The sequence below is a fragment of the Arthrobacter sp. FW306-04-A genome (genome assembly GCF_044358315.1).
Taxonomy (GTDB): Bacteria; Actinomycetota; Actinomycetes; order Actinomycetales; family Micrococcaceae; genus Arthrobacter.
Genome location: NZ_CP084559.1, coordinates 4381762 through 4403523, shown reverse-complemented (window position 1 = coordinate 4403523; position 21762 = coordinate 4381762). Strand labels below are relative to the sequence as shown.

At 60.6% G+C, this 21762-nt stretch carries 16 protein-coding genes; 11 read left to right on the top strand and 5 right to left on the bottom strand.

Translation table 11 applies throughout. From position 1 onward, the window contains the following. The first annotated feature begins 459 nt into the window (after window positions 1-459). The 8 genes from rpmH (at window position 460) to LFT43_RS20530 (ending at window position 6064) form a co-directional block, all read left to right on the top strand. Entirely contained in the window at window positions 460-597 is a 138-nt protein-coding gene (gene rpmH / locus LFT43_RS20565) for a 50S ribosomal protein L34 (protein ID WP_011776797.1), read from the top strand. A 40-nt stretch (window positions 598-637) separates the two neighbouring features. Then, window positions 638-1045 carry a ribonuclease P protein component gene (gene rnpA, locus LFT43_RS20560; RefSeq protein WP_395800057.1) on the top strand — a complete coding sequence of 136 codons (408 nt, stop codon included), beginning with the start codon at window positions 638-640 and terminating at the stop codon, window positions 1043-1045. Further along, window positions 1038-1436 (top strand): membrane protein insertion efficiency factor YidD, encoded by a 399-nt coding sequence (gene yidD, locus LFT43_RS20555; protein WP_395800055.1) that lies wholly within the window; start codon window positions 1038-1040, stop codon window positions 1434-1436. Before rnpA ends, yidD begins: the two co-directional genes overlap by 8 nt. A 17-nt stretch (window positions 1437-1453) precedes the next feature. Continuing rightward, window positions 1454-2428 (top strand): membrane protein insertase YidC, encoded by a 975-nt coding sequence (gene yidC, locus LFT43_RS20550; protein ID WP_395800053.1) that lies wholly within the window; start codon window positions 1454-1456, stop codon window positions 2426-2428. Then, window positions 2428-3006 (top strand): protein jag, encoded by a 579-nt coding sequence (locus LFT43_RS20545; RefSeq protein ID WP_395800051.1) that lies wholly within the window; start codon window positions 2428-2430, stop codon window positions 3004-3006. The genes yidC and LFT43_RS20545 overlap by 1 nt, the downstream gene beginning before the upstream one ends. Before the next feature lie 6 nt (window positions 3007-3012). Then, window positions 3013-3663, top strand: a complete 651-nt coding sequence (gene rsmG, locus LFT43_RS20540) for a 16S rRNA (guanine(527)-N(7))-methyltransferase RsmG (protein WP_395800049.1) — start codon at window positions 3013-3015, stop codon at window positions 3661-3663. 87 nt (window positions 3664-3750) lie between these two features. Beyond that, window positions 3751-4806, top strand: coding sequence for a ParA family protein (locus tag LFT43_RS20535; protein ID WP_395800047.1), 1056 nt, complete (start codon window positions 3751-3753; stop codon window positions 4804-4806). 67 nt (window positions 4807-4873) lie between these two features. Then, window positions 4874-6064, top strand: a complete 1191-nt coding sequence (locus tag LFT43_RS20530; protein ID WP_395800045.1) for a ParB/RepB/Spo0J family partition protein — start codon at window positions 4874-4876, stop codon at window positions 6062-6064. 6535 nt (window positions 6065-12599) lie between these two features. On the opposite strand, the gene trxA is transcribed toward LFT43_RS20530, so the two are convergent. The 5 genes from trxA to LFT43_RS20505 form a co-directional block, all read right to left on the bottom strand. Beyond that, the gene (trxA, locus tag LFT43_RS20525) at window positions 12600-12926 is read right to left on the bottom strand and encodes a thioredoxin (protein WP_395800043.1); all 327 of its coding nucleotides are present in this window, start codon (window positions 12924-12926) and stop codon (window positions 12600-12602) included. A 36-nt stretch (window positions 12927-12962) separates the two neighbouring features. Continuing rightward, complete coding sequence (trxB, locus tag LFT43_RS20520) at window positions 12963-13919, bottom strand: thioredoxin-disulfide reductase (protein ID WP_395800041.1); 957 nt, start codon at window positions 13917-13919, stop codon at window positions 12963-12965. 211 nt (window positions 13920-14130) lie between these two features. Further along, window positions 14131-15768, bottom strand: coding sequence for an ABC transporter substrate-binding protein (locus LFT43_RS20515; RefSeq protein WP_395800039.1), 1638 nt, complete (start codon window positions 15766-15768; stop codon window positions 14131-14133). A gap of 142 nt (window positions 15769-15910) precedes the next feature. Further along, window positions 15911-17992 (bottom strand): murein biosynthesis integral membrane protein MurJ, encoded by a 2082-nt coding sequence (murJ, locus tag LFT43_RS20510; protein WP_395800037.1) that lies wholly within the window; start codon window positions 17990-17992, stop codon window positions 15911-15913. Window positions 17993-18062: 70 nt separating this feature from the next. Beyond that, on the bottom strand, window positions 18063-18563 hold the full coding sequence (locus LFT43_RS20505) for an NUDIX hydrolase (protein ID WP_184741317.1): 501 nt from the start codon (window positions 18561-18563) through the stop codon (window positions 18063-18065). 217 nt (window positions 18564-18780) lie between these two features. Here LFT43_RS20505 and LFT43_RS20500 point away from each other — a divergent pair, with 217 nt between their 5' ends. The 3 genes from LFT43_RS20500 (at window position 18781) to LFT43_RS20490 (ending at window position 21587) form a co-directional block, all read left to right on the top strand. Continuing rightward, the gene (locus LFT43_RS20500) at window positions 18781-20277 is read left to right on the top strand and encodes a CCA tRNA nucleotidyltransferase (RefSeq protein ID WP_395800035.1); all 1497 of its coding nucleotides are present in this window, start codon (window positions 18781-18783) and stop codon (window positions 20275-20277) included. Then, window positions 20278-20862 (top strand): histidine phosphatase family protein, encoded by a 585-nt coding sequence (locus LFT43_RS20495; protein WP_265978165.1) that lies wholly within the window; start codon window positions 20278-20280, stop codon window positions 20860-20862. It begins immediately after the preceding gene. Window positions 20863-21446: 584 nt separating this feature from the next. After that, window positions 21447-21587: a hypothetical protein gene (locus LFT43_RS20490; protein WP_265978164.1), complete on the top strand. Its 141-nt coding sequence runs from the start codon at window positions 21447-21449 to the stop codon at window positions 21585-21587. The last annotated feature ends 175 nt before the right edge of the window (window positions 21588-21762 follow it).

Sequence of the window (21762 nt, the reverse complement as noted above, 5' to 3'; positions counted from 1 at the left end):
CAATTGGTTCCCTCGAGTGCTTGCTTGCCTGGATTGCGGCAGCCGAAAGGTCCAAACCATGAGTGGATTTCGAACCGAATCCACAGGGTTATGCACAGTCCGTGGATAATCGGCTACTGAGCCACTCTAGGGGATGGAAACCCCAGAAGATAGCTGGGAACATGCTTGTGGATAATTACACGGTTGTGGTTCTGAAACGGCCTCTGTGAGCCACTTCATCCACAGGCTGTTGGGTGTACTTAGCCACAGTTGGGGATAACGGGCGACGCGGCTCCCGGTTTGACCTGGGGGGTCTTTTTGCCCTAACGTTGTGAAGTCCTATGTGTCCGCTTTTCGACCACCCGCACCTCCGGTAAATCCGGCGTTGGGCGGCGGCGGATACACAAATAAACTTAGCGTCGGCCAGTTCTTCCCCTTTTGATCGGGTGGGCGCACCTTTGATCCACTGGAGTAACTAACGTGAGCAAGCGGACTTTTCAGCCGAATAACCGCCGTCGGGCCAAGAAGCATGGCTTCCGCCTTCGTATGCGCACCCGTGCCGGCCGCGCCATCTTGGCCGCCCGTCGTGGCAAGGGCCGCGTCGAACTGTCGGCCTAAATAACTGACTCGTCGGTCAGTCTCCCAAGCGAGTAAATAGGTGCTAGCCACCCGTAATCGTCTACGGACTTCAACCGACTTTTCAACAACTGTACGTTCCGGCGTCCGCAATGGACGCCGGAACTTAGTGTTATATACGGCACCTATTGGCGCCGGAGAACCGAGCCGCATCGGCTTCATCGTTTCCAAAGCTGTCGGGAACGCTGTGACCAGGAACCTCGTTAAGAGGAGACTGAGAGAAGCAGGTGCTTTGTCTTTGAATAGGCATGGCACGGGTCTTGCTGTTGTTGTCCGGGCGCTGCCCGCGGCTGCGACGGCGAGCTGGGACCAGCTGCTGACGGATTACAACGCCGCCTTGGCGGCAACCACGAAACGGCTCGTCGGATCCTCTCCGCGAGTTGTTTCGCCCACGCAGGGCACCACAACGGAAGGGACACCGCGTGCATGAGCTGAGCTCCGCCGTCGTCCGCTTCTTTAGAGTCTCTCCGAGGATCCTTGGAACATTTCTTTGGGAGCTGCCGCGCAACGTCCTCATCATCTTGCTGAAGACGTATCGCCGGATCATCTCTCCCTTATACGGCCAGGTGTGCCGATTTTTCCCATCCTGCTCGGCCTATGCCCTCGAAGCGGTGACGGTACATGGTGCCGTCAAGGGGAGTTGGCTCGCAGCGCGGCGCCTTGCGCGTTGCCACCCCTGGAACGCCGGCGGCGTGGACCACGTCCCCGCCGGACATCGTCACTGGCCCGAAGGCCAGACGCCCACAATTGTTGTACTGAACAACCCGGACCAGTTCCTGGCTGTGCGGTCTGATGAAGACGGTCGCCGTACAGCGGCCTGAGGAAATAGGGAAAACGTATGGACATCTTTGGAACAATTCTGGCCCCTTTCAAGTGGCTTGTGTCCGCGATCATGCTGGGGTTCCACGACGGCCTGAGCTTCATTGGCCTGCCCGCGGCGAATGGCTGGACCTGGACGCTGTCCATCATCGGCTTGGTGCTGGTGATCCGCGCCGCCCTTATCCCTGTGTTCGTCAAGCAAATCAAGGCACAGCGGGGCATGCAGCTGCTTCAGCCCGATCTGAAGAAGATGCAGGCGAAGTACAAGGGCAAGACCGACCAGCTCTCGCGCCAGGCTATGGCTCAGGAACAGATGGCGCTGTACAAGAAGCACGGCACCAACCCGTTCTCCGCGTGTTTGCCAATGCTGATCCAGATGCCGTTCTTCTTCGCGCTGTTCCAAGTGCTTTCCGGCATCAGTGCTGCTAAGGAAGCTGGCCAGGGCATCGGTGCACTGAGCCACGAACAAGTGGTCCAGTTCGACCAATCCAGCATCTTCGGGGCTCCCCTGTCTGCGACGCTGCTTCACGGCACGCCCGCTGGCGGCGACGTTGTGGCGGTGTGGGTCTTGTCGATCGTGATGATCCTCGCCATGACGGCTTCGCAGTTCATCACACAGAAGCAGATCATGGCCAAGAACATGTCCGAAGAGGCCATGGCCAGCCCATTCATGCGTCAGCAGAAGATGATGCTCTACATCCTGCCGGTCGTCTTCGGTGTGGGTGGCATCAACTTCCCGATTGGTGTGCTCATCTATTGGACCACTACCAACCTGTGGACCATGGGCCAGCAGTTCTTTGTCATCCGCCGCATGCCGACGCCGGGATCTCCCGCAGCCAAGGCACTTGCTGAGCGTCGCGCCGCCAAGGGCCTGCCGTCCATTCCGCTCCTGAGCGGGAAGAAGGACGCCGACGTCGCTGCCGAAGTGGCCGCCGTCGAACTCAAGGCACCGCAGCGCATCCAGCCACAACGTAAGAACAGGAAGAAGAAGTAATGTCTGTTGAAAGCACCGAAGAGGCAACGGCCGCTGGGGCCACCGAGGAACTGGCAGAGGCCACGGTAGAAACCGCCGCTGAGGACGAGTCCACCGGAAAGAGCTCTTCCGTGAGCCGTCTTGAGGAAGAGGGCGACGTCGCCGCAGACTACCTCGAGGAACTCCTGGACATTGCCGACATCGACGGCGACATCGACATCGAGATCCGCAATGGCCGCACCTACATCTCCATCGCAGCCGAAGACGATTCCGCGGGTCTTGAGAGCCTTGTGGGCCGTGACGGTGAAGTGCTCGAGGCCCTTCAAGAGCTTGCTCGCCTCTCTGTACTGTCTGCAACCGAGAACCGGTCGCGCCTGGTGCTGGACATCAACGGTTACCGTAAAGAGCGTGCAGGCGATCTGCAGCAGATTGCCGAAGATGCCGTCGCCAAAGTCAAGGAGACTGGCGCTTCAGTGGCCCTTGAACCGATGAGCGCCTACGAACGCAAAATTGTGCACGACGCCGTTGCGGACCTCGGCTTTGTTTCCGAGTCCGAGGGTGAAGGCGCTGGCCGCCACATCGTGGTTTCGGCCGACTAACGGATCATGGTTGAAATTACGGCGGCCGAACTGCAGGCGGCAGAGAAGATTTTCGGTGACCGTCTGGGGCTCGCCCAACGGTACGTAGAACATTTGGCAACGTCGGGAACCGAGCGCGGGCTGATCGGCCCGCGTGAAGTTCCCCGCCTCTGGAGCCGGCATGTCCTTAATTGTGCAGTCATCGAGTCGGCTATAGCTCACGGAAGCCACGTTGCGGACGTTGGTTCAGGCGCGGGGCTTCCCGGTTTGTGCTTGGCGATTGCACGCCCCGACCTTGAACTCACACTGATCGAGCCCCTGGAACGCCGGGTTATCTGGCTCCAGGAAGTTGTGGATGATCTGGGGCTGGGCAACGTCACCGTCATGCGAACCCGGGCTGAGCTCGCGGTGGGCATGGTCAACGCCGACGTCGTCACTGCGAGGGCAGTCTCTGCTTTGTCCAAGCTGGCTGGTCTCACTATTCCCTTGCTCAACGGCAAGGGTGAAGTGGTCGCGATCAAGGGCCGCAGCGCGGCCGAAGAGATTGAGCAAGCAGCCAAGGTTATCCGCAAGCTCGGAGGCGTGGAAACATCCGTTGTGGTTTGCGGACAGGAACTTTTGGAGGAACCCACCACCGTGGTGAGGATCGTCGTCAACAAACAGCGGAAGATCGCTTAGCTTTCGGCGCTGTGTCCCGCGTGTCCGCAGCTGAGCGGTTAAGCTAGAGAACGGCAGCTAGAGCCGAATGAGAGTGAGAGTGTGACAGTGGGCAGTAGCGAAACCTCCACGCAGCGGATCCCGCCGTTTATTTCCCTGGGGTCCGCGCGGGCAATGGCTGCGCCCTCGGCGTCGTTTGAATCTGCGCTGATGCGCACGACTTTGGTTGCAAACGCCGCTGTTTCACGTGAAACCTTGATTGTTGGAAGCGACAACGTCATGGACTCCATCGACGATTCCAGCCCGATTGCGCGCCAGCTCGCGAACGAGACCCGACGCCGGGAGCGGCTGTTGGGACGCGAACTTCCCAAGCCGGAGAAGACCCGTATTTTCACGGTCTCCAATCAAAAAGGTGGGGTGGGAAAGACCACCACCACGGTCAACATCGCAGCCGCTCTGGCTTCCGCTGGACTCAATGTCCTGGTGATCGACATAGACCCACAGGGCAATGCATCCACCGCTCTTGGCATTGAGCACCACGCTGATGTCGACAGCATCTACGATGTGTTGATCAATGACATGCCCTTGCGCGACGTCGTGGCTCCTTGTCCCGACATTCCCAATCTCATCTGTGCACCAGCCACAATTCACCTGGCCGGCGCCGAAATTGAGTTGGTCTCCCTTGTTGCACGGGAACAGCGTCTGCGCCGTGCAATCGATGTGTATTCGAAGGAACGCGCGAAGAACGGTGAAGGGCGCTTGGACTTCATCTTCATCGACTGCCCGCCGAGCCTGGGCCTGCTGACCGTCAACGCCTTCTGCGCGGCCAGCGAGGTACTCATTCCCATCCAGTGCGAGTACTACGCCTTGGAAGGCCTCAGCCAGCTCCTCAAGAACATCGAAATGATCCAGAAGCACCTCAACGCGGATCTGGTCGTTTCCACCATTCTGCTGACGATGTATGACGGCCGCACGAATCTTGCCGCGCAGGTAGCGTCGGAAGTTCGCCAGCATTTCCCGGAGCAGGTTCTCGGCGCTGTGGTCCCGCGCTCTGTGCGCATCTCAGAGGCCCCGAGCTACCAACAGACGGTGATGACTTACGATCCGTCATCCAGCGGCGCGTTGTCCTACATGGAAGCCGCCACGGAAATCGCCGAACGCTAGACTTTCTGAATCACTGCAACATCCTTGGCGGGCTCCATTCTTGCCATTCCACCGGAGGGACAAACTAATGAGCGAAAAGCGACGAGGCCTGGGTAGGGGTCTTGGGGCTCTCATTCCCAGCTCCGCTTCGGCTGGTGCATCGGGCAATGGCGTTCCGGCATCGCGCCCTGTGGACCTCTTCTTTCCCGAGGCGCGCAAGGCACCAGAGACGGTGGATACCCCGGAAGTTCTTGAGACGGAGATAGCGAAGAGCTCCCCCTCACGAGGATCTTCGTCAAAGAGTTCGACGGCGGCAAAGACTTCCGTGGCGAAGTCGCCGTCGGCGGAAGTCTCCGCAACGTCAAACCCAGCCGCAGCGGAGGCTGTGAGTTCCGATGCTGCGGGAGACTCCTTTTCCGACACTCTTCCTGTGGACGCGCCGGAGGTTGAGCTGGTCGAGGTTCCAGGTGCGCGTTTCGCCGAAATTCCCGTTGGTGACATCCACCCGAACCGCAAACAGCCGCGCAGCGTCTTCGATGAGGACGACATGGCGGAACTGGTTCACTCCGTCAAGGAAATCGGCGTCCTACAGCCAATTGTTGTACGTACTTCAACCGAAAAGGGTGGAGAACCGTATGAACTGGTGATGGGTGAGCGACGGTGGAGGGCAGTTCAGGCCGCCGGCCTCGAAACGATCCCGGCGATCGTCCGTGACACCAATGACGATGACCTCCTGCGCGACGCTCTGCTGGAGAACCTCCACCGCAGCCAACTGAATCCCTTGGAAGAGGCAGCAGCGTACCAGCAATTGCTTGAGGATTTCGGTACCACCCACGAGCAGCTGGCTGATCGCATTGGACGCTCGCGTCCACAGGTGTCCAACACCCTTCGTCTTCTCAAGCTTCCTCCGTTGGTCCAACGGCGCGTTGCCGCCAGCGTGCTGTCGGCGGGTCATGCGCGCGCATTGCTAGCATTGCCGGACGCCGCTGCGATGGAGCGACTTGCACAGAAGATTGTCGCTGAAGGAATGTCGGTGCGCGCCACTGAAGAAGCCGTGGCCTTGTACCAGGATCCTACGGTGCCGCCTAAGAACAGTATCCCGCGGCCCAACGCGCGCCACGAGCGCCTGGATTACCTTGCTTCGTCCCTCTCTGATCGTTTGGACACCAACGTGAAGATCACGTTGGGAGCGCGCAAGGGACGGGTCAGCATTGAGTTTGCGAGCGTCGAGGACCTCAACCGGATTATGGACGTGTTATCGCCCGACGCCGAAGGGTAGTCTGTCCGATCTCCATGGAATGGGGCTTGCTTCTGAGGAAGCAGGCCCCTTTTCTTTGTCAGGATGCTGCGGGCGTGCACGGCCCGGCTTGGCTTTTTGGGTGTTCTGGGGAGCATGAGTTCCCTCAGATCTCCCGGGGCTGCGTTACGTCGTTGATGTCCGCGTCGCAGCAGGTTCGCGCGCGGTTCGTTTGTGCGAATGGGCCCCGGTATATCTCAGGGCATTGGCAAGTGTTTCACGTGAAACGATGGCTGAATTGTGGCGTTGCGAATGGTGGATGTCGCTCTTCCGTCGTTGTCATCGGGAACAGCATGGAAAGACTTCTCATGACTAGTCGTCAAATTCGCATTGGTTCTTGGTTCTTGGTTCTGGCTCTTCGCGATCAGGAACAGTGTAGGAGCGGGTGATGGACGGTCGGCACGAGCCTCTCATTTCGGGGTGTCCTGGGCGGGTGGCCGTCATTTCTGATGTATTTTGGATCGGCCAAGAAGATTCTGACGGACTGGCGAACTTTTCTGGCGCATCGGCGATGCATCTGGTGAGGTGGCCATTCCCTGCGGGGCGGCTGCACATTGCGTACAAATCCGCGGGTAGCGTACGCGGTGGCCGCCTAGGGTGCTTTTCCCTCAAGGCAGCCTGGGGCTCCTGCCAAAGTAGCCACAATCGGTGAGCCGGCGTTCTTGCGTTTCACGTGAAACATTTGCGGAGACTCTCCCCCAGGTACCGCGGTTCAGGAGTCCCAAATAGCCGTACCCTTTGGACTGGCTTTCCGTGAGTCGTCTGTTGGGGGGCAGATTCCGACTACCGCTGAAAGGAAATTGCTTGCATGCCCTGGCCGCTCATTGGACTATGAAACCGCCCGTGGAGGGAGTTGCTTCCGTTGCTTCGACCCCCATCTGAGAACCGTCCGCGGCGCACCGCTCGAGGAAGATGCTGTTGGTTGCGGGCGGTTACGCTACCATCTGACTGCTGGGCTTGCTGACTGTTGGGCTTGCTGACTGTTGGGCTGACAAGCCGGAGGCATCCTCGTAGGTGTCGTCCTTCGGGAACTGGAGGCCCGATTCTATGTTTCACGTGAAACGTACCGCAGGCCGCAGAGGACCCTCGGGACGTTCGGTCGCCTCGGGGTTCCATCGCGTAACAGTTCCACTGGGGTAGCGATTCTCTTCCTGTTTCACGTGGGACCAGAGCGTTGAAGGTTTACAACGCTGACCCATGTCGGGCCCCTAGGAGGAACCGGTAGTTTGCTCGCAGTTTGGCAAGCGATCACTATGGGTAGGTGGCCCGCGAGGAAACTGGATTGACGACATGGCGTTCGATTTGGTTCATATACTCACCCTCGATGGGATGAGAGCTCCATCGTTGCTGGAGGCCCGTGACCTTCCATCTTCAAAAAGATTCCGCGATGACCCGGGTTCTGCGCGCGCCCTCTATTCCTTGTACAGCCCGTCCACGGCAGGGTTGAATTCGATTGGCCGGTCCACTGTTCCGGTTCTTATTTCACCACTTCTCGGAACGGACTCTCTTAAGTGGCTGGTGAGTTGAGCCCCTTCCTTTTGAATCATGGGATGCGAAGGTTCCGGTACTCAGCTCATGACTGCTCCTCGCTAGAACTGCGCCTCGCTAGAACAGCGCCAGAGGTGGGCATGGACTCGGCGTGCCGCCTGCTTGCCCGTCCCCTGCTTGCCTGTCCCCTGCTTGCCGGGCGACATCGAACACTCGGCGTTCGCCGCTCGTTGCCCTTGCTCGTTGCGTGGCGACCGCCTGCGAACCTCTGTGATGTGGGCATGTGCGCTTTGCTAGATGCGACTGTGGGACGACGGTCGTGACGTTTGGAGCACGGGTCCTCGTGGGCCGTGCTGGCAGGGTCAGGGTGCGAACTGGGCGTCGGCGACCCTGGTCAACCTCGGTCTGGCTAAATTTGCGTGGAGTGCTCGTACGATTCCTCGGGTACTAGACGGTGAAGGTCTTCCGGCGAAGCACTGCAACCAGACTACCGATTGGACGGACGCCGGGAGTCCACGGCGTGATCCGCGTTCGACGGTGCTCGGCTGGGTATCTGTAGCCAAGCTCGCTTCCCCAGGACCGAGCGGTGGGGCGAAAGCGGAGTCCCCCTGGACTTCACTTGTCCCAAGCAGGCTCCAATCTTGAGCCGAGGCCCCGAGTCGGTGCGCTCCATGGGGCCTTATCCGATTCCACTGGCCGCACCTGGCTTTCCATGCGCTGGTGCCTTTAGGGTCGGTTAGAAGCCCTGGGCTCTGACAACGCTCCAGCCGAGGCTTGGCCACACTACCCCAACCTGACACAGCCAAGATGACTTCTCTCAAGAACCTGGGGTAGGTGTTCTTGGAGCCGCCAAGGTTGGGCACGTGCCCGCTCGTAACGAGGGCGGGCGGTGGCGTGGAGTTGATCGTGTCAAGCAGCGGCGGTCAGTATTGTGTGTTCACCGTCTTGGCCATGACAAGGTCACGGACCACTCTCCAGAGATCGTTCACTCCCCGCGCCTGCTCGAGTTCAGTAGGCAAGCATTTCTGTGTCGCCTGGATAGGAAGACGCCAGCAGCCCGGCCAGTGTCTGCAACAGGTGTCGGATGCTCGCGGATCGGGACGCGATTTGGTGTCCCGATGCCTGTACGAGTTAGTGGGCTTCGATCCGTTGCGCTTCTTGGACAGGAGGCCTGCGCTAACGGAGAGCTGTCGATGCACGCTGACTTTCCGACATCTGAGCGCAATGAGGTTCGGGTGGAGAAGCGTTCGAAGACTTCCCGGCTGCGGTCTTCGACTTTGCGAGGACCACATCCGAGGCTTGCTGGAGACTGCTGTCGCCGGTCTTAGAGGCGCAGACGTTCTCCTAGGGTCGCCAGGAATTGTCAGCCAGCATCGGACGTACAGCAACGGGTTAGGTCTAATGTTGCGGTGTGGGTGGCTCAGCGAGCGTGCTGGGTCGCTGTTGAAAACCCTGAGTGGCCCGGTGGATATCGCTGTGGATAACTTTGTTGATAACCTGTCTGCTTCTTGAAACTGAAGGTCGCAGATCTATCGCCGTCTGTTTGGTCCGTGTCTGGAGTTTCGGCCAACTTGGGCACCCGGGCGTCTTGTTTCACGTGAAACAAGACGCCAGAACATGAACTCGGCAAAATTACCCCTCTTGGATCGCATTTTCGCCCATTTTCGCGCTTTTACGCGCAACTACGGCCCTATCGCAGGACTGATCTTGTATTGGACGTGCAGTCGGACACCCGCCCTCGGACGCCTCGCCTTTTGCCCCGGGCGGAGGGGCGGCTACGTACATCCCTCTGCCCGGTGGATATCGCTGTGGATAACCATGTGAATAACTTTAGGTCGATCGGTGGATATCTTCCTCCGATGTGAATGGAGTTACGACCAGCGCATATCATCTGTTGCACCATAGGGGCCGCAATCCTGGTCGGCAGCTAGGAGTGAGGAGGTGGTGAGGTTGTACTCAAGGACTGCCAGCGTCGCGGTGTGCGATGTTTCACGTGAAACCGCGACCAGACTTCTGACATCACGCGCCGGGGACTCTCGTACCGCAGTGAAGAAGCGACGACCCTCAGCGCCCACACGAGACGCCGGCGTGTCTGCCAGGAGTGGAGTCCATACGCAACTCTCGTGGCTGCGCAAGCCGGTGCCACTCTTACGCTCACCCTGTCTAGTGGTTGGTTGCTGACATGAACGCGATCTGTCTAGTCTGAGTAGATCTTCCTCGGGGTCACCTTTGTGGTGGCTGAGACTGGTAGGCCCAGAGCGTGCGCGTGGACCCCGATACCGAGCAATGTTCGAGGGAGTAGATAACGGAAGATGGCCCGCGGGAGAACCGCCGTCCAACAGACTTGGCCAAGTCTCATCCCGGAAGGTCCCGGTCCGAAGTCGTTCATTGCCGGGGGCGGCTCACGGCGACTTTGGTTCAGTGAACTCTCCCAGCTAGGTTAGTCAACGTTTGATGATAAAAACTCTTGGCGCATCCAGAAAGTCGAGCATGCACTCATGAGCGAGCCATCCCCGGAGGGCTAGAAAGCATAGAGCTCGAAGTTTCAGACTGCTTCCTTCGGCCGACACCGAGTGACCCGTGCTGTCGGCTTTGCCCAACGTCACGGGGCACCCAGTTGTGCAAGCCGGAGCATCGCTTGTCCCGAGCCACCAGGAGGGATGCCCTTGGTGGCGGACGGGGCTTTCGCGCCAGCGTAGGTCCTGGGGGCTCCGAATCCCGCGCTCAGAATGAGTCTGATCGATCGGGCTCGGTACGGCCCCCCAAACCGCGGAAGGATCGGGTTCGAGCTCTGTGAATCTGCACGCTGTACGGGCTCTGCGTAGCCTCTGCAGTTGGGTCGCTCGATTCCGGCCTGCTCGATCTGGATGGTCTCGCTCCCCCGCTATCGCCGGATCGCGGAGGTGTTCTGATTACTGAACGCGCCGAGTGTCTCGAAGCTCAGAAGGGTACGACTATTTCTGGCCGCCCACAACGAGTCTCGCGAACGCTGTGATCGACGCGTGCGCAATCTTAGCGACGTCCGATTGACGCCGCCTTGGTCGTCGCGCGGACATAGGCGTATCGTCCCGTGCGCATGCAAAAGGAACAACGGTGGGTGTTGGTTTCGCACGCCAACATGCGCTCGTTCCCCATAGCAACCGCGGTAGTGCTCGCTTGGAGCGCGGACCTGTTCTGCTTCCAGCCCTAACGATGGCTATCGGGGTGCCGGCGTGACTGTCAGAAGCAGGTGGCGGTCTACCTGCGTCGTAGGGCCCGAAGCACCTTGGAAGGCAGCCACTGCTCTCTCATTTCGACGAGGTGTGGTGTTGGTCTGTGCGCCAGACGCTGGTTCTCAGGACCTAGGGTCGATGTGAGCTTCATGGTTTGGTCGCCCCCTTTCCTGTGGGCAACGAATACCAGGGCACAACGAACACCAGGTGAAACGGACACCGATGCCAGGCCGGAGAGTGGCGATGTTGAGCCAGCCAATCGAGTCCTCCTCACAGATGTCTGTAGACCATAACGTACTCCCGTGAGAGGTCAATACGGATCCGCAAGAACTAGCGATGCCTCCCTGTAGTGTGGGACTGATCGAGGCACGCAGATTTGCATTTCGTTGATCGAAGAATCATATTATTTTGTTTTCATTTACAAAGCTTTGCGAAACTAGGCAATATTTGAAGGCCAATTCAGCCGGCGATTAAGTTCGCTTCCTGGTGGCCGCGGGAGTTGGAGCTGGGAACGGTATCGACGGCTCTGCCGGCGGATAGGTGGCTGGTTTGGAGGCCTGTTTAGCTTCGGCCGTGGACGCCTGCAGTCCGAAGTGCCTGTGGGTCTGGTGGATTTCCGGCTCGGACGGTCATCAGTCTCTCGCCTGGGCCTCAGGTTAGTCTCTAACAGGCATTGCGGTCGCGTGAACTGGAAGCTCCTCAAGACTGCGAGAGCGCCATCTCCTGGCGCCCGTCAACATCCAGTCCCGCTGTCCCGTTGTCCCGCGGCATCAAGTTCACAATGGGCGCTCTTCCTCCGCCAATTGATTGGGTAATACAGGGACAGAACCCCCGAACATGAGGAGCTCCTGCGGTGCCCGGCGCTGCCTCCGTTCCCGACGCCGCCTCCGTACCAGCCGCATGCGTTGTTTCACGTGAAACAAATGGGCGAAGGTGGCGCCTAAGCTGCGGTCCTATGCGCGGACGAACCTTAGGTAGTCCTTTACTTCACCTTGGCTAAGAGGGTGCATCACGTAGTACTTAACGGATGGACGTGGGCGTGGAGACAGCCAGTTGCAACTGTCCACACCTGCCAGGGATCTGTGCATCACTCCCGCGCACCTCTGTATAGGAGAACATCATCTGGAACATCGCGCGTGGAGAGTCAGTGGAACAAAGCCGCCCTTGGATCGAGGAACCTGGAGAACTGTGGCTCCAACGGCCATGTGCGTTTCACGTGGAACATTTCCTAGAAAGGTACCGCACTCATTCATAGTGAAAACCTACGAACCCAGGTGCATCGAGATTCATCGCAGCACCCTGCACTGTTTCACGTGAAACAGGCTCCTTAACCCATTGGGTCTTTTGCGCCAAGGCGAGGGAGCCCATTCGTGGCGCGACACAAGGATCTTGGCTAGTGGCTTCGCAAGAGGTCTGGAAAACAGAGAAGTGACTAATTCTGGGCGCCCGACCACAGACGCCACCACATTTCACCCCTACCCCAGACGGGCAAGACGCTACTTCTCGGCCGGGCGGTTCTCCCCCAAAATTCTCAGGTTTCTAAATCGAAAAAGGGTTCCCGACCACGCGGACTTCGGGATCAACGCGAGCAACAGACCTCCCACTCCAACGTCATCGCTCGGACGTCAAGCCAATGCACCAACAACCGGAATAGCAACGTGGTGAAGGGACACGTGGAGCGGAGGGCACGAGCAGGCTCTACCTCCAAAGGACGAGGGCACGAAAAAACCGGTGGCTCCCGCTCAAAAGCGAGAACCACCGGCTGAGTCAGGAAGCGCCACCAAAATGCGGCGCTCGAGCCTTAGGGCAGGACGAGACTAGGACAGAACGGACTCAAATTCTTTTTCGAAGAACTGCTTCGGCTTGGCACCGATAACCGTGCTCTTCACTTCTCCCCCGCTGAAGAGGTACACCGCCGGAATTGACGTGATGCCGTACTCTGCGGCGATGGCCGGGTTGTCGTCGACGTTAAGCTTGACGACGTCAACCTTGTCTCCGTATTCAACCGAGATCTCGTCGAGGATCGGACCCAACTTACGGCACGGCCCGCACCACTCTGCCCAGAAGTCCACGATGACCGGCTTTTCAGCGGCCAGGACGTCGGTGCCGAAACTGGCGTCGGTAACGTTTTTAGCGTTGCTCATAATTCTTTCCCTTCGAATGGATGGCTGCTGTGCCGATTAGGCGTGCAGGTCTGCAAGATAGTGTTCGACGTCCAGGGCCGCGACACAACCGGAGCCCGCGGCCGTGATGGCCTGCCGGTAGGTGGGGTCGACGACGTCGCCGGCAGCGAAGACGCCCTTGATGCTCGTCTTGGAACTGCGGCCCTCGACGGCGATGGTGCCTTCTGGGGACAGCTCCAGTGTGCCCTTCACGAGTTCCGTGCGGGGGTCGTTACCGATGGCGACGAAAACGCCGGTGACGGCGAGTTCGGACTCGGTACCGTCCACGAGGTTCTTCAGCTTCAAGCCGGTCACCTTGTCACCGCCGATGACGTCCTCGACGGCGGTGTTCCACACGAAGTTGATCTTCTCGTGGGCCTGCGCACGATCGCCCATGATCTTGGAAGCCTTCAGCGCGTCCCGGCGGTGCACCACAGTGACGGACTTGGCGAACTTGGTGAGGAAGAGTGCCTCCTCCATGGCCGAGTCGCCGCCACCGATCACTGCGATGTCCTGGTCCTTGAAGAAGAAACCGTCACAGGTTGCACACCAGCTCACGCCGTGGCCGGAAAGACGCTTTTCGTTCGCCAGGCCGAGTTCCCGGTAGGCGGAGCCGGTCGACAGAATGACCGCCCGAGCCTTGAAGGTCTCCCCCGTGCCGATGGTCACGGTCTTGATGTCGCCGTCGAGATCTAGTTCGGTGACATCCTCGAACTGGATCTCGGTCCCAAAGCGTGCCGCCTGCTTTTCGAAGTTCTCCATGAGATCAGGTCCCATGACGCCGTCGGGGAATCCCGGGTAGTTTTCGACGTCTGTCGTGTTCATCAGTTCGCCACCGGCAGTTACAGAACCGGCGATGAGCAGCGGGTTCATATTGGCGCGTGCCGTGTAGACGGCCGCCGTGTAGCCGGCAGGCCCGGAGCCTACGATGATGACATCACGTACTTGGGACGCGGTGTTTTCTGCGTTGCTCACTGTTGGGTGAACCTCTTCCTTAGTCGATGCACCGGATTATCGCGGCCGGCCACATGGCACAACCCCATGGCGGCGTCGAATATTCCGGCGTTTCCGGGGACCCTAATATCCACCACCATTCAGGGTACCGTCTGGTGGCGCGGGGCATTGAAGAGCGCAGGCTCCGTTACCCGAGTTGACGGCCCCCGCCGTCGACTACTGGACCGTGGATTTACTGGACCTTGATCTCGGCGAGCCGCAGGCCGAAACCGTAGCGGGTCTTGGGCGCGGTCAGCTTGGGCAGCGATTTGATGGAGACGATCACGTACTGGGCGGTTGCGGGTGTGCTGAGCGGCATGGTGAGCTCCGGCGAGGTGAAGCTGTTTGTGCCTACCAGCTTGGCGCCGTCCATCGCCGGACGATCGTTCGTGTAAACGCTGATGTTTCCACCGGAAGCACCCAACTGGCTCAGCGTGACCGACTTGACCTGCGCGGACGCCTTGAGCTTGACCAGCAGGGAAACTCCGTCAGGTGCGAGTCCACCCCAGTCCGCGGTGGCGAACTCCATGTCTGACCAGTAGCTCGCGGCATTGCCGTCGAAGGCCTTGACCAAGTCTTTGTCATAGCTCGCCGCAAACTCGAAATCGCCCATGCGGGTAACACCATCAATGACCGGCGGTGCCGCAACGGCGGTGGCCGACTCGGTGCTGCTCGGCTGTCCGGATCCTGTTTGAGACGCTGCGGTGGACTGCTTGGCCGCGGGAGTGCCGCCCGGGATGAGATTACCGAGGTTGGTGACCGCAAGTATCAATCCGACGATTAGGACGGCGGCGAGGACGCCACCCACCAGCCACCGGAAGGAACGGGGCTCGCGCACGGGCTCGTCGTCGTAGTATTCGTCCTCGTCGAGCGGATCGGCTTGCTCGCGGGCCGTGGCCGGGAAACTCGACGCGCCCCGGTTGTACCCGCCCGAAGCGCCGCCAGCAGCACCGGCCGCACCGCGGGAGGTGGCGGCGTCGTCGTTGATGAAACCGTAGTCGTCCTCGGACCAGAGCGAGACCTTGGCATCCTGGGCAGGGCTCGCGGACGCCGGTGTGGGAGGAGTCGACGCCGGAACGGCCTGCGTTGCCGGCCCCTTCTGGATTTGCTGGGGGGCGGTCTGGTGCGGCTGTACGGTCGAAGACGCCTCGGTGGAAGCGGTGGCTGCAGACGTGCGCTGGCCGTCGTCGTTGTTTGGCTTGCCGGTACCCTTCACAGCCGCGGCGGCTGCAGCCCCTGCTCCGGCTGCCGCAGCGGCGACGCGGGAACCAATGCCACCTGGGGCCGACGCGGGCCGGCCAGCAGGCAAGGGAGGAACCACCGGGCGGCGCTTGTCTTCGGCGGCAGCTGCCGCTTGCGATCCACCAGCCGGACTGGGCTCGGCGTCGTCGTAATTGATGTACTCGGCGTCGTGCTCTTCGTCGTCGTACAGTCCGTCGTAGGTTTCGGGCTCGTGGGACCGGGCTTGGCCGAAGATCTCGCTTCCGAGCGTGTCCGTGAAGAACGGCTCGACGTACGGCGGGTTGGTGGCCACCACGAGGTCCAACAGATCAGGAGCACTGCTGTGGTTGGTGATGAGGTAGGTGGTGCTGTCGCTGACGCCGAGATCGAGGATCTGGACGTGCCCGGGCCGTTCACCGGTGGCTACTTCCCGGGCGCTTTTGGCAACTTGCTCGGCGTTTCCGGGGCCGGCCACGAGGATACTGACAGGCCTGTTAAGGACCTGGTCGACGCCGTCGAGCACCAGATCTTGGTCGTGAGAAGTCAACACGGTGGCTGTGACTTTGTAGCGGCCGCCAAGCACTGATCCGACATCGATCGGGTGGGACACGGGTTCCTCCTAGACTGTCCGGAAGCTGCGGGTCCTGAATACGGGATCCGGCCAGCCGGGTGACCCGTGGTCTGCAACTACCTGTATTAGTTTCTGATCCTAGCGGATTGGGCCGTTCGGGCCCCCGGTTTGCGCCGATGCGTCACCTTTTGCGGCGAGGTCCACCGCGGAAATAGGGGTTGTTTCCCAGCGGTCCCTGATAGGTGCGGCGGCCAGGCAGCGGAATGCCCGGACGGCCCGCGCCTCCTTGGGCGGTGCTGGGAAGGTCCTCGTCAGGCAGGTAGGACTTCTCGACGTCGGACCAGGCATCCACCTTGCCTTGCCCCTCCGCAATGGCCGCATCCGCGATGCCGTCGGAATCATGGCCCGCATCCCACCCGTTCCTGGCCGGGAGGGTTTCCAACGCGGGACCGGCGCGGAATGATGCCGCGTCGAATTCGCCCGAGATGCGCGGAATGAGCCCGGTATCGTCGGACACGGTGGCGCGAACCGGCGTCGGGGTTGGCGTTTCGCCGGTGGACGGCGCCTGCGCCACCGGAACGCCCCGTCCGAGTCGGCCTAGCACGGGCAGGAGCAGGTCGCGCAGCTCGCTGACATGGAAGAGGCGCAGCAGGAAGAGGTAAACAAGCAGCATGACGGGCCCGACGACGATCACCGTCACCAAGGCGGCAGGCCTGCTGCTCCAGGCGAAACCGTCGGCGTGGTAGCTGCCGAGCAGCCATAGGGCCAAAGCGCCGGCGATCGCCGAGCCCAAGGCGGCGTAGCCCATGCGGATGTAGGAGTTGGCAATCCGGGGGCCGTCCACATGGCCGAGGAGGCGCTTCAGGAACCAGACGCTGATGACCACGGAAAGGATGTTGCCGAGGGTGTACAGGACGGCTATCGCGAAGATGATCTGGGCGACCGGCAGGAACTGGATGATGAACGCGCCCACAACGTTCAGTAGGGCCAGCATGAGCTGGATGTAGAACGGGGTTCGCGCGTCCTCGTTGGCGTAGAACACACGGGACATCATGAAGTTGGCACTCATGAACGGTGTGCTCAACGCGAGGATCGTGAGCGTCTGGGCCAGCAGGACACCGTCCTGGGGCTTCCCGCCGGAGAAGAACATGCCCAGTGGGCCGGCGAGGGCAAAGAGTGCCAGTGCCCCGAAAACGGTGGCGACGGCCATGGTCCGCAGCCCGTGGGAAAGCGCTTCGCGCAACTCGGCTTTGTTGCCGGCTTGGGACGCACGGGTCATGCGGTTGAACAACACGGTAGCGAGCGACAACGCGATGATCGAGTGCGGCAGTAGGTAAAGCTGGCTGGCGACTTCCAGGACCGCGTTACCGGGAAGCGTGGCGGCGGCCGGGTCCTGCGCGTGCTCGAGGCGGAGGCGCTCGGATCCGGGAATGGTGGCGATCCTCATGACATAGAGGAAGGCGAGCTGCCCGACGGCGGCGGTCAGGAGCGTCCAGACGCTCAGTTTTGCTGCCTGGCCCAGTCCCACGCCCCGCCAGCCGAAGCGGGGCCGCAGACCGAGCCGCAGGCGGATCACCGGTATGAGGAGTATGGCCGTCTGGGCGAGCACACCCACGGTGGAGAAACCCGCAATCAGGAAGGTTTGGAAGGGCCCCCAATTGTCCAGGGTGTGGGGGTTGGTGTTGTTGGCACCGAGGATCCAGATGAACATGCCCAGTCCTGCAATGGCCACTACATTGTTCAGGATCGGCGCCCACATTGCAGGACCGAAGGCGCCGTTGGCGTTGAGTATCTGGGTCAGGAGCGCGTACAAACCGTAGAAGAAGATCTGTGGCAGGCAATAGAAGGCGAAGGTGACGGCGATCGATTTTTGCTGTGGAGAATAGCCCTGGGTGGTGAGGTCGATGACAATCGGTGCGGCTAGCGTGACCAACGCCGTCAGCGCCAAGAGAACCAACACAGCCAGAGTCAGGAGCCGGCTGATGTAGTCCGCGCCCCGGTCCGGTCCCTTGCTGGCTTTGATGATCTGCGGCACCAGCACCGCATTGAAAACGCCACCGGCCACCAGAAGGAAGATCAGGTTGGGCAGGTTGTTGGCATTGATAAAGGTGTCGTTGACCGTCGATCCCAGGCCCAGCGCGGCGCCAAGCATCCAGGTTTTGGCGAAGCCGAGAAACCGTGAAACGAGCGTCCCCGCGGCCATGACGGCGCTGGAACGGGTTTCTCCGGACTGGACTGACTGGGTTGATTTGGCGGCAGACATTGTCATTATCGTCCCATGAGCCGGGCTGCCTGTTGCGTCAAACCGGCGTCAGACGGTATGAAACGTCGCACTAGAGGTGTTCGGGCAGGACTTCCCGGGCCAGATCCGCGATACGCCGCTCATTGGGGAAGGACAACTTGCGTGCCAGGTCCTGGAGGGGAACCCAAGCTGCGTCTATGGCCTCTTGATCAGGATCGTTCTCGATGGTCAGCTCGCCGCCCGTGGCGCGGAGCAGGAAATGGTGCACGGTTTTGTGTACACGGTGCCCGCTCACGGTGAACCAGTAGTCGATGCTTCCGAGTGGAGCCAGGACGTTGCCTTCGATTCCGGTCTCTTCGGCGATCTCGCGGACTGCGGCTTCCTCGTTGTTTTCCTTGCCTTCCGGATGTCCCTTCGGCAGGCACCACTCAAGCCGGCCACCCCTATTAAGGCGGGCGATGATCGCAACCCTTAGTTCGCCGTCGGACGTGTCCACTACGACGCCGCCGGCAGAGACCTCCTCCACGGTCGGAAGGGCGGCCTGGGCCGTGTGCTGAGCGGGCGCGACGTGAGCACCAATTGCCGACGGCAATGGTGCATTCGTCCTCCTGCCAGGAGCACTCGGGATCGGGTTGGCCATGAAGTCCACTCTAACGACTCTTGCCCGTTGGTGATGACCGGGACATGGACTCACGGTGACGTGCGGATGGCGTTCGGCCGTGATCCCGGTGCCGTCGCCACGCAATCGCAGCGCAATGACAAAGGATCCGGTGGGATGGCGCTGCGAAATCTGACAAGCTTAAGGAACTATGGCGCAAGTATTGGACAGTTCCTCAGTTAATTTCCAGATGGATCCAGTGGTCCTGGACCTCGGACAGCGGTTTGTGGACGCTGGATTCGAACTGTCGCTGGTTGGCGGGCCGGTGCGGGACCTCTTCCTGGGCCGCGTCTCGCCGGACCTGGATTTCACCACTGACGCCACTCCGGACCAGACGCTTTCCATCATCAAGAGGTGGGCGGACAATTTCTGGGAGATTGGCCGCGCCTTCGGGACGATCGGGATGAAGAAGTCCGGCTTCCAGATTGAGATCACCACGTACCGCGCCGAGGCTTACGATGCAGCCTCCCGCAAGCCGGTGGTGGCCTTCGGCTCGTCGCTGCTGGACGATCTCCTCCGCCGCGACTTCACCATCAATGCCATGGCGCTCCGGTTGCCCTCCCTCGAGCTCGTGGATCCGTTCGGCGGGGTGCGCGATCTCCACGCCTCGGTGCTTGCCACCCCTGGATCCCCCGAATCGTCGTTCTCCGATGACCCGCTGCGCATGATGCGGGCTGCCCGCTTCGCGGCGCAGCTTGGCGTTGCAGTGCACGACGAGGTCCGCCTCGCCATGTCCGGGATGGCTGAGCGGATCAAGATCATTTCCGCCGAACGCGTGCGGGAGGAACTCGTCAAGCTCATCAATGGCGCGCATCCGCGGGCGGGAATCGACCTCCTCGTGGACACCGGCTTGGCGGAGTTCGTCCTGCCCGAGGTCTCTGCGCTGCGTCTTGAAGCCGATGAGCACCACCGGCACAAAGACGTCTACCAGCACTCCCTGCAAGTCCTGGAGCAGGCCGCGTCGCTTGAGACCGGCCCGGATGGCCCGGTACCTGGCCCGGACTTTGTATTGCGCTTCGCCGCGTTAATGCACGACGTCGGGAAGCCGGCTACGCGCCGATTCGAACCGGGCGGCGCGGTGAGCTTCCGCCACCACGACATGGTTGGTTCGAAGCTGACCGCGAAGCGCATGAAAGCCTTGCGCTTCGACAACGACACGATCAAAGCCGTGGCGCGGCTCGTCGAGCTGCACATGCGCTTCTACGGATACGGGGATGCGGGCTGGACCGATTCCGCCGTCCGCCGCTACGTGGCAGATGCAGGCCCCCTGCTGGAACGCCTGCATCGCCTGACCCGCTCCGATGTCACTACGCGTAACCAACGCAAAGCAGAGCGGCTCTCCTTTGCCTACGATGACCTTGAGCAACGGATTGACGTCCTGTCCGAACAGGAATCGCTCAATGCCATCCGGCCGGACTTGGATGGAGCGCGCATCATGGCTTTGCTGGGACTCAAGCCCGGACCCGTGGTTGGCCGGGCCTACAAGTTCCTGCTGGAAGAGCGCATGGAAAACGGTCCGTCGTCCCTCGAGGACGCCGAATCCAAGCTTTTGGCGTGGTGGGCCGAGCAGCCCGAGTCCGCCGTCGAACCTTCATCGGAACCATCCGTCGATGCCCACGCCGGCATTGCCGAACCAGAGGAGTCCTAAGTGAACGAAGCAGCCAAGCCCGCCCGGCCACAGCTCTGGATCATGCGCCACGGGGAGACCGAATGGTCCAAGAGTGGCCAGTACACGGGATTGACCGATCTCCCTTTGACGGTGGAAGGCGAGCAACAGGCCGTGGAAGCGCGCAAGATCCTGGAAGGCATCGACTTCGACCTCGTCCTGACTTCGCCGCTACGCCGGGCCCGTCGTACCGCGGAGCTGGCCGGTTTCCCCGACGCTGTCCACGAGCCACTGGCCGTGGAGTGGAATTACGGAGACTACGAAGGCATCAGCTCGGACCTCATCCGCAAGGACAACCCGGACTACCTCATCTGGTTCGATGGCGTCCCCAACGGCGAGACGCTCGACTCCGTGGCGGCCCGTGCCGACAAGATCATCGCCCGCGTCCTGGAGTCCGGGATGGACAACGTCCTGATTGTTGCCCATGGCCATTTCTCCCGCATCCTCACGGCCCGCTGGCTTGAATTGGATGCCAGGGAAGGACGCCACTTTGTCCTGGGAACGGCCAAAGTTTGTACCCTGGGATGGGACAAGCGGACGCCGGCAATTCTTCGCTGGGGACTGTAAGAGGAATTAATTTCTAAATTGTTTGTAATTGGCTGGTCAACAGCACGATTCATGGTGTAACTTTATTTTTGATCCCAGAGCGATTCGCCGGGATTAAGGCGTGCACTACCCAGTAAGTCAGCTGCGGTGGTGCCAAGGCAGAAAAGGAGGTTGGGAAAATGATTACTTTGACTAGCGGATGGAAGATGACCGTTGCTGGGGCCCCGGCCTTCGCTGCTCGACGCCGTCTTGCGGCCTAACCTCTCCTGATGCGCTTCCGCCCCTGATTATTGGGGCGGTTCAAGGTGCAATCAGGCTCCGAGTTGGGCCTGCCATTGAGCGGTATCACGCGATTGACGTGGCGCGCAGTTTCCTCATAGTTCGGAACCAGCTTCTTGTTGGGGACGGCTGCCCCCTGGATACGACGTACCGGAACTCCATGCTCCGGCACCATCCACGGTCATTCGAACAATCCGCTTAATCCACCCCATCATTGCCACGCATTCACGTGCTTATTTCGGCCCTGTTTTCTTTCGAATTCAGGGGGCTTAATTGTCATGTCCGAATTCCGGCAATTCTCTTCAGCAGCGAAAGGAGGTGACACCATGGCCAAACGCCTCAAGGACCTGATGGTCTTCAACGGCAAACCTGTCGTCAAAGACAGGACTCTCTTCAACGGACAACTGCTGGATCAGCGCAGGGAAGACGTCTACGTCGTCCTGCACCAAATGGGAATCATCCGCTGAGTGTCCCCAACCACTGCAATTCAGGAGGGACTGATGGCACACATCGGACCGTTCGCCTCGGAAGCCCACGCGGCTATGCGTGGGCTTCCGCCTTTTAAAGGACTGGGAGTGGGGCGGGCTCGGACGGGGCTTGGTACTGACGACTTGGGGCGCGCCGGACTCGACGCCGTCCGGC